Annotated in this window: 13 protein-coding genes; 9 read left to right on the top strand and 4 right to left on the bottom strand. The window is 67.9% G+C overall.

The window, feature by feature from the left end; all coding sequences use genetic code 11:
- The first annotated feature begins 444 nt into the window (after nucleotides 1–444).
- The 7 genes from fabG (at nucleotide 445) to ACZ6DT_RS06985 (ending at nucleotide 6,773) form a co-directional block, all read left to right on the top strand.
- A complete protein-coding gene (fabG, locus tag ACZ6DT_RS07015; protein ID WP_465589871.1) occupies nucleotides 445–1,206 on the top strand; it encodes a 3-oxoacyl-ACP reductase FabG in 762 nt (253 codons plus the stop codon).
- Nucleotides 1,207–1,209: 3 nt separating this feature from the next.
- Nucleotides 1,210–1,662 carry a MaoC family dehydratase gene (locus tag ACZ6DT_RS07010; RefSeq protein WP_465589869.1) on the top strand — a complete coding sequence of 151 codons (453 nt, stop codon included), beginning with the start codon at nucleotides 1,210–1,212 and terminating at the stop codon, nucleotides 1,660–1,662.
- A gap of 91 nt (nucleotides 1,663–1,753) precedes the next feature.
- Nucleotides 1,754–2,779: a phosphotransferase family protein gene (locus ACZ6DT_RS07005; RefSeq protein ID WP_465589866.1), complete on the top strand. Its 1,026-nt coding sequence runs from the start codon at nucleotides 1,754–1,756 to the stop codon at nucleotides 2,777–2,779.
- 3 nt (nucleotides 2,780–2,782) lie between these two features.
- On the top strand, nucleotides 2,783–4,006 hold the full coding sequence (locus ACZ6DT_RS07000; RefSeq protein ID WP_465589863.1) for an acyl-CoA dehydrogenase family protein: 1,224 nt from the start codon (nucleotides 2,783–2,785) through the stop codon (nucleotides 4,004–4,006).
- A complete protein-coding gene (locus ACZ6DT_RS06995) occupies nucleotides 4,003–5,184 on the top strand; it encodes an acyl-CoA dehydrogenase family protein (protein ID WP_465589860.1) in 1,182 nt (393 codons plus the stop codon). The genes ACZ6DT_RS07000 and ACZ6DT_RS06995 overlap by 4 nt, the downstream gene beginning before the upstream one ends.
- Nucleotides 5,181–6,296 (top strand): acyl-CoA dehydrogenase family protein, encoded by a 1,116-nt coding sequence (locus ACZ6DT_RS06990; RefSeq protein WP_465589857.1) that lies wholly within the window; start codon nucleotides 5,181–5,183, stop codon nucleotides 6,294–6,296. Before ACZ6DT_RS06995 ends, ACZ6DT_RS06990 begins: the two co-directional genes overlap by 4 nt.
- A gap of 84 nt (nucleotides 6,297–6,380) precedes the next feature.
- Nucleotides 6,381–6,773, top strand: a complete 393-nt coding sequence (locus ACZ6DT_RS06985; RefSeq protein WP_465589855.1) for a DUF7715 family protein — start codon at nucleotides 6,381–6,383, stop codon at nucleotides 6,771–6,773.
- 3 nt (nucleotides 6,774–6,776) lie between these two features.
- On the opposite strand, the gene ACZ6DT_RS06980 is transcribed toward ACZ6DT_RS06985, so the two are convergent.
- The gene (locus tag ACZ6DT_RS06980; protein WP_396561062.1) at nucleotides 6,777–7,394 is read right to left on the bottom strand and encodes a TetR/AcrR family transcriptional regulator; all 618 of its coding nucleotides are present in this window, start codon (nucleotides 7,392–7,394) and stop codon (nucleotides 6,777–6,779) included.
- Nucleotides 7,395–7,693: 299 nt separating this feature from the next.
- On the opposite strand from ACZ6DT_RS06980, the gene ACZ6DT_RS06975 reads away from it, so the two are divergent.
- A complete protein-coding gene (locus tag ACZ6DT_RS06975) occupies nucleotides 7,694–8,488 on the top strand; it encodes an enoyl-CoA hydratase-related protein (RefSeq protein WP_465590566.1) in 795 nt (264 codons plus the stop codon).
- Nucleotides 8,489–8,526: 38 nt separating this feature from the next.
- Here the strand turns inward: ACZ6DT_RS06975 and ACZ6DT_RS06970 are convergent, their stop codons facing one another.
- The 3 genes from ACZ6DT_RS06970 to ACZ6DT_RS06960 form a co-directional block, all read right to left on the bottom strand.
- A complete protein-coding gene (locus ACZ6DT_RS06970; protein ID WP_465589851.1) occupies nucleotides 8,527–8,862 on the bottom strand; it encodes a hypothetical protein in 336 nt (111 codons plus the stop codon).
- A 110-nt stretch (nucleotides 8,863–8,972) separates the two neighbouring features.
- Nucleotides 8,973–9,758 (bottom strand): SDR family oxidoreductase, encoded by a 786-nt coding sequence (locus tag ACZ6DT_RS06965; RefSeq protein ID WP_465589848.1) that lies wholly within the window; start codon nucleotides 9,756–9,758, stop codon nucleotides 8,973–8,975.
- A complete protein-coding gene (locus tag ACZ6DT_RS06960; RefSeq protein WP_465589845.1) occupies nucleotides 9,755–10,507 on the bottom strand; it encodes an SDR family oxidoreductase in 753 nt (250 codons plus the stop codon). Before ACZ6DT_RS06960 ends, ACZ6DT_RS06965 begins: the two co-directional genes overlap by 4 nt.
- A 122-nt stretch (nucleotides 10,508–10,629) precedes the next feature.
- Here ACZ6DT_RS06960 and ACZ6DT_RS06955 point away from each other — a divergent pair, with 122 nt between their 5' ends.
- Complete coding sequence (locus ACZ6DT_RS06955; protein ID WP_396561082.1) at nucleotides 10,630–11,244, top strand: TetR/AcrR family transcriptional regulator; 615 nt, start codon at nucleotides 10,630–10,632, stop codon at nucleotides 11,242–11,244.
- The last annotated feature ends 745 nt before the right edge of the window (nucleotides 11,245–11,989 follow it).

The following is an 11,989-nucleotide window of genomic DNA, read 5'->3' as shown; positions in this document are numbered from 1 at the left end:
CCAGTAAGTCGTGAGTGGCCGACGCTTTCTGGCTCCTTGGTCGCCTGAAGTACGTGAAGGGGTCCTTCATGTACTTGGGAAGGCCTTCGCACGCCACCACTGTGGCTGGTGGGACTACTGGAGCTAGAAGTGTGTGTGCCGAGTCCGTGAAGGCCTCCTTGAGGGACCCAGAGTCCCTCAAGGAGGCCTTCACGGACCGCAGTCCCGACCCGCGGCCGTAGGGATCGAAAGGGTGACGCCTCAACGGCGGCCCGCCGCGAGTGGAAGTGCAGGTCGAGGCGCTGGACGTCGGGACGATCAGGCGGCCGGGAGTATCCGTTCGGGCCCTGAGGCCACCCGTCGTGATTACGATCACAGCGAAACTCCTGGCCCCGCATCTCTACAAACCGACCGCTCAGTACGGCAGACTCGACGTCACTTCCACTCGACGACGAGGAGTCACCCGTGACCGAACACCCCTCCCGTGTAGCGATCGTCACCGGCGCCGGCCGCGGCATCGGCGCTGCCGTGGCCAAGCGGCTCGCTTCCGACGGGTTCGCCGTCGGCCTGCTGGACCTCGACGAGGCGGGCGTCAAACAGGGGGCCGAAGCGATCGTCGCCGAGGGCGGCAAGGCCATCGGTGTCGCCCTGGACGTCAACGACGCCGCACAGGTCGAAGCCGCGGTGACCCGGGTGGCCGAGGAACTGGGCGCGCCGACCGTGCTGATCAACAACGCCGGCATCACCCGCGACAACCTGCTGTTCAAGATGACCGAACAGGACTGGGACTCGGTGCTGGGCGTGCACCTGAAGGGCTCGTTCCTGATGACCCGCGAGGTGCAGAAGTACCAGACGCAGGAGAAGTGGGGCCGCATCGTCAACCTGTCCAGCACCTCGGCGCTGGGCAACCGTGGCCAGGTCAACTACTCCGCGGCCAAGGCGGGCATGCAGGGCTTCACCAAGACCCTCGCGATCGAACTGGGCAAGTTCAACGTCACGGCGAACGCCATCGCCCCCGGCTTCATCGCCACCGACATGACCGCGGCGACCGCCGAGCGGATCGGCATGTCCTTCGAGGACTTCAAGGCGGCGGCCGCGTCGCAGATCCCGGTGCAGCGCGTCGGCACCCCCGAGGACATCGCCAACCTCGCGTCGTTCCTGGTGAGCGACGGCGCCGGATTCATCTCCGGCCAGGTCATCTACGTCGCCGGCGGACCGAAGGACTGAGCCATGCGCGAATTCGCCTCCCTCCAGGAATTCGAGAACGCCGTCGGCGAGCACTTCGGCTACAGCGACTGGCTGACGCTCACCCAGGACCGGGTGAACCTGTTCGCCGACGCCACCGACGACCACCAGTGGATCCACGTCGACGTCGAGAAGGCGGCCGAAGGGCCGTTCGGCGCCCCGATCGCCCACGGTTTCCTGACGCTTTCGCTCATTTCGGGTTTCGTCGGGAAGCTCTACCGGGTCAACGGGCTCAAGATGGGCATCAACTACGGGTTGAACAAGGTCCGGTTCCCCCAGCCGGTCAAGGTGGGCGCGAAGATCCGGGCGGGCGCCGAACTGGTCGAGGTCACCGACGTCTCCGGCGGCAAGCAGGCCGTCGTCCGGTGGACGATCGAGATCGACGGCGAGCCCAAGCCGGCGTGCGTCGCGGAGATGGTCGTCCGGCTGATCGTCTGAGAAGGTGACCTCCGGCACCTCGCCGGGCCACCCCTACCTGACATACCGACTGGTCGGTACTGTCACCGGAAAGCGAGACGCTGGAGGCACCATGAACCAGTCCGACCTGCCGGGCCTCGACCTGGCCAGGCTCAGGGCCCATCTGGACGAGCACCGGCCAGGGCTCGTCCAGGGCGACCTGAGCGGCCAGGTCGTGGCGGGGGGCCGGTCCAACCTCACCTACCTCGTGAGCGACGGCCGGTCCCGCTGGGTGGTGCGCCGCCCGCCGCTGGGCCATGTCCTGCCGACCGCGCACGACATGGGCCGCGAGTTCCGGGTGATCACCGGCCTGCACGGCACGGCCGTCCCGGTGCCCGGAACCGTGCTGCTGTGCGAGGACACCGACGTCATCGGCGCGCGGTTCTACGTGATGGAGTTCGTGGAAGGCACGCCTTTCCGCTCGGACACCGAACTGGCCGCGCTGGGCCCCGCCAGGACGAAGGCGATCGCGGACGAACTGGTCGACACCCTGGTCGAGTTGCACGCCGTCGATCCGGAGTCGGTGGGCCTTGGCGATTTCGGCCGCCCGGAAGGATTCCTCGAACGCCAGTTGCGGCGCTGGAAGAAACAGCTCGACGGCAACCGCAGCCGTGCTCTCCCCGGCGTCGACGAACTGCACGACCGGTTGGCGGGTTCGGTACCGGTTTCGGGCAAGCCGTCGATCGTCCACGGGGATTACCGGCTGGACAACGTGCTGGTGAACGCCGACGACCGGATCACCGCGGTGCTGGACTGGGAGATGTCCACCCTCGGTGACCCGCTGACCGACCTCGCGCTGCTGGTGGCCTACGCCGAACGCGACAAGGTGTCCTTGCAGTTCGTGTCGAACGCCAGTTCCGCGCCTGGCTACCCACGCAACGACGAGGTCATCGCGCGCTACGCCGAACGTTCGGGCCGTGACGTGTCGCGGCTCAACTGGTACGTGGGCTTCGCGTTCTTCAAACTCGCGGTGATCCTGGAAGGCATCCACCTCCGCTACAGCAAGGGCCAGACCGTCGGCGCCGGCTTCGACGGCATCGGCGCGGGCGTCGTCCCGTTGATCGCGCACGGCAATGAGACTCTCAAGGAAGAGGGATAAAGGATGGACTTCGCCTTCGACGCGAAAACCGAGGAACTGCGGGGAAAGCTCCTCGAGTTCATGGATTCGCACATCTACCCGGCCGAGGCCGTCTTCGAACAGCAGCTGGCCGAGCGCGACAGCGAATGGTCGCAGCCGCCGATCGTCGAGGAACTCAAGGCCGAGGCGCGCAAACGCGGACTGTGGAACTTCTTCCTCCCCGGCGACCAGGGCGCCGGGCTGACGAACCTCCAGTACGCGCCGCTGGCCGAGATCACCGGCCGCAGTCTCCGGCTCGCGCCGACCGCGCTGAACTGCGCGGCGCCGGACACCGGGAACATGGAAGTCCTCACCATGTTCGGCACCGAGCAGCAGAAGAAGCAGTGGCTCGAGCCGTTGCTGGCGGGCGAGATCCGGTCCGCGTTCGCGATGACCGAACCCGACGTCGCCTCCTCCGACGCGCGCAACATCGCCACCAGCATCCGGCGGGACGGCGACGAGTACGTCGTCAATGGCCGTAAGTGGTACATCTCCGGCGCGATGAACCCGAACTGCAAGGTCTTCATCGTGATGGGCAAGACCGATCCGGACGGTCCGCCGCACAAGCAGCAGAGCATGATCCTGGTCCCCCGCGACACCCCCGGCATGACCGTGAAACGCGGTATGCACGTGTTCGGCTACACCGACGGCGATCACGGCGGGCACGCCGAAGTGGTCTTCGAGGACGTCCGCGTGCCGGCGGAGAACCTCATCGCCGGTGAGGGCGACGGGTTCGCCATCGCACAGGCCCGTCTCGGTCCCGGCCGGATCCACCACTGCATGCGCGCCATCGGCATGGCCGAACGCGCACTCGAGCTGATGTGCCGCCGGGCGCTTTCGCGCGAGACCTTCGGCAAGCCGATCGCCGAACAAGGCGTGGTGCAGGACTGGATCGCCGAGGCGCGGGTCAAGATCGAGCAGCAGCGGCTGCTGGTGCTCAAGACCGCGTGGCTGATGGACACCGTCGGCAACCAGGGCGCGCACACCGAGATCCAGGCGATCAAGATCTCCACGCCGATCACCGTCGAGTGGATCCTCGACAAGGCCGTGCAGCTGTTCGGCGCGGGCGGGGTCAGCCAGGACTTCCCGGTCGCCGAGATGTGGGCGCAGGTGCGGACGCTGCGGCTCGCCGATGGCCCGGACGAGGTGCACAAGCGCTCGCTGGCGCACCGTGAACTGAAGAAGTACCGCGGGGAGGCATCGAAGTGACCACTGTGGAGGACCTCAAGCGGCGCGTGGCCGAGTTGCTGGCCGCCTTTCCGCCGGAAAGCACGCCCCGGCAGGACTTCCTCGACGCGCGGTTCGACGCCGGACTGGCGTGGATCCACTTCCCCGAGGGGCTGGGCGGTCTCGGTGCGCCCCGTTCCCTCCAGTCCGTTGTGGACAAAGAGCTCGCGGCGGCGGGCGCGCCGGACAACGACAAGCGGCGGATCGGGATCGGCCTCGGCATGGCCGCGCCGACCATTCTCGCCTTCGGCACCCCGGAACAGCACCAGCGCTTCCTGCGTCCACTGTGGACCGAACGTGAGGTGTGGTGCCAGCTGTTCAGCGAGCCGGGCGCCGGGTCCGACCTCGCCGCCCTGGGCACCCGCGCGGTCCGCGACGGCGACGACTGGGTGGTCACCGGACAGAAGGTCTGGACGTCGGGCGCGCACAAATCGCAGTGGGCCATCCTGGTCACCCGCACCGATCCCGACGTGCCGAAGCACCGCGGCATGACGTATTTCCTGTGCGACATGACCGCGCCGGGTGTGGAGGTCAGGCCGCTGCGCCAGATCACCGGGGAGGCCGAGTTCAACGAGGTCTTCCTCAGCGAGGTCCGCATTTCCGACGCGCACCGCCTCGGCGCGGTGGGCGAGGGCTGGAAGGTCGCGCAGACCACACTGATGAACGAAAGGGTCGCGATCGGCGGGACCGAATTCCCGCGTGACGGCGGCATGGTCGGCGTCGTCACGGAAACCTGGCGGGAGCGCCCGGAACTGCGCACCTCCGAACTGCATGACAGGCTGCTGAAGCTGTGGGTGGAGGGCGAAAGTCTGCGCCTGGTCAGTTCGCGGCTGCGGCAGCAACTCGCCGCGGGCGCGCCGGGGCCGGAGGGTTCCGCGGTCAAGGTCGCGTTCTCCGAACTCAACCAGGCCGCGTCCGGGCTGGAGATCGAACTGCTCGGCGAAGAAGGCCTGCGTTACGACGACTGGACGATGCGGCGTCCCGACGGCGTGAACTTCCTCGGCCGCGAAGCCGGATACCGCTATCTGCGCGCGAAGGGGAACTCCATCGAGGGCGGCACCTCGGAGGTCCTGCGCAACATCATCGCCGAGCGCGTGCTGGGGCTGCCGTCCGAGCCGCGGATCGACAAGGACGTCGCCTGGAAGGACCTGCCCCGATGACCGACCTGCTGTATTCCGAGGTCGAAGAGGACCTTCGCGCCAGCGTCCGCGACCTGTTCTCCGACCGCGCGGAACCGGCGGCCCTGATCGCCAGAACCGAGTCGGGGGAACCGTACGACCTGAAGTTGTGGCGCACGCTCGCGGCCGGCCTCGGCGCGGCGGGCCTCGCCGTCCCGGAGGCACTGGGCGGGCACGGCGCTTCGGCGCGGGAAGTCGCCGTCGTCATGGAGGAACTCGGGCGCAGCGTCGCCCCCGTCCCCTATCTCGGCAGCGCTGTCCTGGCGACGTCGGCCTTGTTGGCGACCGACACGTCGCAGGCGGAAGTGGCGGAAAGGCTCGGGAAGCTGGCCGCGGGCACGCTCATCGGCACGCTGGCCGTTCCGCTGTCGACAGCGCCCGGCGCCGAGTTCCCCTCGACGGTCACCGCGGCCGCGGACGGCACGCTCAGCGGTCAGGTCCGGAGCGTCGCCGACGCTTCGGTGGCCGAGCTGATCGTCGTGCCGGCAACGGGACCCGACGGTCCTGGTCTGTACACGGTCGACGTGGCGTCGGCGGGAGTGACGGTCACCGAGGCGATTTCCCTGGATCTCACCCGGCGCATCGCCGACGTCACCTTGGAAAACGTGACCGCGAAGCGCGTCGCCGCTTCTTCGGCCGCAGTGTCCGCTTTGGACACCGCGCTCGTGACAGCGGCGGGATTGCTCGCCTCGGAACAACTCGGGATCGCCGAATGGGCCTTGACCGAAACGGTGCGCTATCTCAAGGAGCGCTACCAATTCGGCCGTCAGGTCGGTTCCTTCCAGTCGCTGAAACACCGGCTGGCGAATCTGTACACGGATCTGGTCAACGCCAGGGCGACCGCGCGTTACGCCGCCGACTGCCTGGCTTCCGGTGACGACATCGCGATCGCCGTCGCGGTGGCGCAGGCTCGCAACTCCCCCATCGCCGTCCACGCCACCGAAGAGGCGATCCAGCTGCACGGCGGGATCGGCATGACCTGGGAGCATCCCGCGCACCTGTACCTGAAGCGCGCGAAGAGCGACGAGATCGCTCTAGGCACTCCTGGGCGGCATCGCGCGGCCCTCGCGCCGCTGATCGACCTGCCCGCCTGATCTCCCCCGGCGGGGTCGGCCCGGAAAGTGTCGGACCCCGCCGGTACAACCCTGTTCGAACATCAGAGCGAACAGGGAGTCAACATGAAACTGCTCGTGGCCACCTCGAAGACCCAGGGCGCGCGGGAGAACGACTTCAACCACTGCGTCGAGGGCGAGCTGATCTGGATCGCCCCGTACTGCGACGACGGTGAAGAGTCGGCGGATTCCGAATGCGGTTGCGGACGGTCCTTCGACGGGCTGAACTCGCACCTCGGGACGACGACGGCACTCGTCGCGGAACTGCCGGGCTTCACCTATTCCGACTACGCCGAAGCGTTGCGGTCGAGCCTGGCCGCCCAAGGCTGGCCACCCGAAGCCGCCGACGACGTGGCGACGGGGTTGCTCACCTTCACCTCCGGATGGGAAGTGGGGACGGTGCTCGAACGCCGCCGCGAATGGTTCGCCGAACGGCTCGTGCCCGCCCAGCCGGGCTGAGCGCTACTCGGGTCGTAGCGCGGCCAGCAGGAGATCGGCGAAATGGTCACCGATCTGGCGGGCCGACAGCGCGCCGCCACGCCGGTACCACGAACCGAGGTGGTGCACCGAGCCGAAAAAGAAGTCGACGATCACGTCGGCCGGTTTGTCCGCGCGGAACTCGCCGGACTCCTGGCCCTCCTCGATCAGCGTGCGGAACCGCTCGTGGTACTTGCGGCGTTCGGCACGGACCGCCTTCTGCTTCTCCACGCTGAGCTGGTGCATGGACTGCATGAAGATCGTGTTGTCGTCGAGGTTGTCGATCGTGCTGACGACGACGTCGGACCCCGCGGAGCGGAGCCGCTCCCGCAGCGGCGCCTCGCTCGAGGCCACCTTTTCCAGTTGCTCGGTCTGCGCGCGCAGCACCCGGGCGTAGATCTCGTAAAGGAGGTCGTCCTTGGAGCCGAAGTAGTGGTACATCGCGCCCTTGGTGACCCCGGCAGCCTCGACGATCTCCTGCACGGAGGTCCGGTCGAATCCCTTCTTGGCGAAGAGCTTCGTGGCATGCGACAGCAGACGGCGCGGCACGGCGGCCTGGTCTTCGCCGCCCGCCTCGGCCTTCCGGGTGGTCGCTCGTGTCATGGCCGGCTCCTTCTGGTGCGAACACTCAGCATACCGGCCGGTTTGTCGAGGACGCGGGAACGGGGCCCCTTCCCCAGTACATGAAGGACCCCTTCCTTGCGCCTAGGTACATGAAGGAGGCCTTCAGGTACTTCACCCGGCATGAGGCAAAGAGGCGCCGCAGGTACCTAAGAGACCTCGCTTCGCAGGAGCTCACGCAGGTTCCTCCCTGACAAAGTCTCGACGAGCCTCTAAGCACCCGCTTAGTATGACGATGACGCAAGGAGGTCGACGTGACCGATCAGCTTTCACCGTCCGAAATGGACAGTTCGGATTCCGTCCGGTACGTCGTGGACGGCGCCGTCGCCACGATCACCTTCGACAAACCGGAGCGCGGCAACGCGATGGATCAGGCGATGCAGGTTCGCTACGGCGATCTGCTGGGCAAGGCGTCGGCCGACCCCGGAATCCGCGCCGTCGTCGTCACCGGCGGCGGACGCTCCTTCTGCCCCGGCGCGGACCTGGGGCTCCTGGAGGGCATCTCGGCCGGCGGCACGGCCGCGCCGGAGCACGAGGGCTTTCGCAACGTCTTGGCCGCCGCGTATGCGGACGTGCCGGTGATCGCGGCCGTCAACGGCGGCTGCGCCGGGCTCGGCTTCGTGATCGCCTGCGCCGCCGACGTCCGGTTCGCCGCCGCGGGCGCGAAATTCACCACCGCCTTCGCCCGGCGCGGCCTCATCGCCGAATACGGTGTGGCGAAACTGCTGCCCGAACTCGTCGGCCGTGGCCGGGCACTCGACCTGCTGCTCTCCGGCCGGACCTTCACCGCCGAACAGGCGCACGAATACGGCCTGGTACACGAGGTCGTGCCCGCGGAAGAACTTCCGGCCCGGGCGAAGGCCTACGCGAACGAACTCGCGACCTACAGCGCGCCGCGCTCCATGGCACTCATGAAGCGGCAGGTCCTGCGGGAAGCCGGACTCTCGCTGGAAGACTCCGCCCGCGAAGCCACCGCCCTGATGCTCGATTCCTTCGGCCACCCGGAACTTCCCGAGGGCCTGGCCAGCTGGAACGAACGCCGCGCCCCCGTCTTCCCGCCTTACCAAAGGGGTTAAGCCGCCCCGGCCTCACGACCGGGGCGGCCCGCACCGGATCAGACGGTTTCGCGCGTGGTCACCGCGTCCTTCTCGGCGGCCAGCGCGGTGCAGGTGCGCACCCACAGTTCCCAGCCGCGCAGCGCCTGGTTGCAGTTCCAGCCGTTCCAGCGGCCCGCCTGCGCGCCTTCGTTGCCGGCGCGGTTGCAGGAGGTTTTGCTGCTCCAGCCCTCACTCACCTTGCGGTACGGCGTACAGGAAGCCGCCGCGACGTCACCCGACGTCCCGGCCGCGCACGGTTCCGCGGTGCTCGCCATCGCCGATCCCGCGGTGAGTACCGACCCCGCCACTGCTGCGGCGAGCACGAACCCACGGACCACGAAGCGTTTACTCATTGAGTTTTCCTTACCGCGAGCAAGACCCCCACCCACAGTGGCCGATCCCCCGGCGAAGATCAACCGTCTTGGGTGTCGAGTACATGAAGGGCCGAAGGGCGCCGGGAAGATCATTCGCCCGTGATCTGCTCCACCTTGCGTTGCAGCTTGTTCATCCCGCCGAGCCAGCGGTCGGTCTGCGTGGCCCGCGCGGCGTAGTAGTCCGCGACCTCGGGATGCGGCAGCACCAGGAACCGGTCGGCGGCGATGGCCTCGAACAACGCGTCCGCGACCTGCTCCGGCTGGATCGCCGAGGCACCCATCAGCAGCTCGCCCGCGGGGCCGGTGTTCTCCAGCATCGCCGTCCGCACGCCCTGCGGGCAGATGGCCTGCACGGTGAGCCCGCGGTGCCGGTAGGTCGCCGAAAGCCATTCGGCGAAGGCGAGCGCGCCGTGTTTGGTCACGGAGTAGGACGCCGAACCGAGGCTGGTCAGCAATCCGGCGGCCGACACCGTCGCGATGAAGTGCCCGCGGCCGCGTTCGAGCCACGGCGGCAGCAGCAGCCGCGCCGCGCGCACGTGCGCCATGACGTTGACGTCCCAGATCCGCGCCCAGTCCTCCTCGGGCGCGTCCACGCCACCCATCGGCGCGATCCCGGCGTTGGCGCAGAAGACGTCGACCTCGCCCAGGGTTTCGCGCGCGGTCTCGATCAGCGACGCGACACCCGCTTCGCTCGCGGCGTCACCGGCGACGGCGGTCCCGCCGATCTCCTTCGCGACTTCGGCCGCGGCGTCTCCGTTCAGGTCGCCGACGACGACCCTGGCCCCCTCGGCCGCGAACCGGCGGGCGAGGACCGCTCCGATGCCGCCGCCCCCACCGGTGACGACGACAGCGGATCCGGTGAACGACGCGGTCACAGGCCACCCGCCAGCGTGACACCGCCGTCGAGGACCACCGTCTGCCCGGTGATCCAGCCCGCCTCCTCCGAAAGCAGGAACGACACGGCGCTCGCGATGTCCGCCGGGACACCGAGACGCTTCATCGGGTACGACTCCGAGACCTCTTCTTCGCGACCTTCGTACAGCGCCGTCGCGAACTTGGTCTTGACCACGGCGGGCGCGACGGCGTTCACGCGGATCTTCGGGCCCAGCTCGAAGCCGAGTTCCTTGGTGAGCCGGATCAGCGCGGCCTTGCTGACGCCGTACATGCCGATCCCGGGCGACGCGCCGAGCCCGGCGACGGACGCGACGTTCACCACCGCGCCACCGTGCTCCCCCATCCACGCGTCCCGCGCCCGGCGGGTCCACGAAAGCGGCGCGAGCACGTTGACGGCGAAGATCTTCGCGGCGGCCTCGGGGTCGATGTCCAGCGTGGGACCGAACACCGGGTTGATGCCGGTGTTGTTCACCAGCATGTCCAGCCGTCCGAAGGTCTCAATGGTCTTGGCGACGGCCTCGTCCTGGTGCGCGGTGTCGTCGGCCTTGCCGGGAACGGCGATGGCGACCGCCTCACCGCCCAGTTCGGCCACCACCTCGGCCAGCGGCTCCGGTTTGCGCGCGGTGATGCACACCTTCGCGCCGCGCTCGACCAGGTCCTTGGCGATCCCGAGGCCGATACCCCGGCTGGCGCCGGTGACGATCGCGACGCGATCCTTGAACGAGTTCACTCTTCGATCTCCTCTGTGTTCGCTGGCGACGCAATCACTAAGCGAGCGCTCACTTACAATGGAAAGGTCCGGAGACGGTGTCAAGCCCGCCATCCGGAACGAGCGTCTGGGAGGATCTGCGGATGACCATGTCGCTGTCGGCCGAGTTGTGGCCCGACGTCCAGCCGGAGACGGCACGACGGCTGATGCTGGCCGGGGTCGAATCCTTCGCGCGGCGTGGCTATCACGCGACGACCACCCGGGACATCGCCTCCGCGGCGGGGATGAGCCCCGCGGCGCTGTACGTGCACTTCCCGTCCAAGGCCGCGCTGCTGTTCGCGATCTCGAAGTACGGCCACGAGCAGACACTCTCGCTGGTCGAGAGCGTCGTGGCGCGGGAAACCGACCCGGTCGAGCGGATCCGGCTGCTGGTCGAGGACTTCGTGGCCTGGCACGCGCGCAGGCACACCGTCGCCCGCGTGGTGCAGTACGAACTGCACGCGCTGCCGGACGAGGAGTTCGAAATCGTCGCGAAACTGCGCCGCCGCATCGAGCAGGTCGTTCGCGAGGTCATCACCGAAGGCGCGCGGGCGGGTGTGTTCACCGTCGGCGACCCGCACACCGCCGCCAGGGCCGTGCTCTCGCTCGGCGTCGACGTCTCACGCTGGTACAGCGAACGAGCCCGCCAGACCCCCAAGAAGCTGGGCCAGGAGTACAGCGAGCTGGTGCTGCGCATGCTCGGCACGAAACTCTCCTGACCAGTACGGATCGACCTTCGATACCGCCATCAGCCTGACATACCAACCGGTCGGTATCTAGAACTATCCGTTGAGACGTCGACCACATACCAAGCGGTTGTCAGCGTGCACGCCCCTGAGCCCGTCCCCGAACCAAAGTTCACCGTCTCCAGAGAGAATTCGAGAGAAGTTGCGAGGCGCAGGCTGGCGCGACCAGATCCTGGCAACTACAGATGCCTTCACGGCTCCGTTCGGATAGTGACTTACCGCGGGACCTGCCCAGTCCGCCGGAAGCCTCGAACAACTGCGGCCTGACGCCATGCCCGGACGGCCCGGCACTCGCGAAGATCATCGGCGGGGATCTGCTTGGAATACCCCGACGATCGGACTCGGTTTATCCCACAAACGGACGTGGATGGCGTGAGCCGATATTTCAGGTGCACCTCGCCGACCGCGCAAATGACCTCGACACAGTTCAGGTAAACACCATTCGGAACTTCCGGACCGGCCGGGCCCGTAAAGACTGTTCCCGATGGCTCGTCGAACCAAGCTCCTTCCCGACCAGGTTCACAACATGTGCTACGTCACCCGCGAAACCGAACACGCAGGTTCCCACTCAATTCCACGTAGCTTACGTTGATCATGAAACCCTGCTTCTCGTTGTCGGTACAGGGGGGGGGGGGGGGGGGGGGGGGGGGGGGGGGGGGGGGGGGGGGGGGGGGGGGGGAGGGAAGGAAGCAAAAGACAAAACACGACCCCCCCCTAC

This window comes from Amycolatopsis sp. NPDC041971 (assembly GCF_055588925.1).
Note: the sequence above shows the minus strand (reverse complement) of the source record. Positions and strands in the feature narration are given on the sequence as shown.

Excerpts from the sequence above, each read along its gene's own strand:
- ACZ6DT_RS07010 (WP_465589869.1), top strand. The coding sequence starts at position 1,210 with ATGCGCGAATTCGCCTCCCTCCAGGAATTCGAGAACGCCGTCGGCGAG.
- ACZ6DT_RS07005 (WP_465589866.1), top strand. The coding sequence starts at position 1,754 with ATGAACCAGTCCGACCTGCCGGGCCTCGACCTGGCCAGGCTCAGGGCC.
- ACZ6DT_RS07000 (WP_465589863.1), top strand. The coding sequence starts at position 2,783 with ATGGACTTCGCCTTCGACGCGAAAACCGAGGAACTGCGGGGAAAGCTC.
- ACZ6DT_RS06990 (WP_465589857.1), top strand. The coding sequence starts at position 5,181 with ATGACCGACCTGCTGTATTCCGAGGTCGAAGAGGACCTTCGCGCCAGC.
- ACZ6DT_RS06985 (WP_465589855.1), top strand. The coding sequence starts at position 6,381 with ATGAAACTGCTCGTGGCCACCTCGAAGACCCAGGGCGCGCGGGAGAAC.
- ACZ6DT_RS06980 (WP_396561062.1), bottom strand. The coding sequence starts at position 7,394 with ATGACACGAGCGACCACCCGGAAGGCCGAGGCGGGCGGCGAAGACCAG.
- ACZ6DT_RS06975 (WP_465590566.1), top strand. The coding sequence starts at position 7,694 with ATGGACAGTTCGGATTCCGTCCGGTACGTCGTGGACGGCGCCGTCGCC.
- ACZ6DT_RS06970 (WP_465589851.1), bottom strand. The coding sequence starts at position 8,862 with ATGAGTAAACGCTTCGTGGTCCGTGGGTTCGTGCTCGCCGCAGCAGTG.
- ACZ6DT_RS06955 (WP_396561082.1), top strand. The coding sequence starts at position 10,630 with ATGACCATGTCGCTGTCGGCCGAGTTGTGGCCCGACGTCCAGCCGGAG.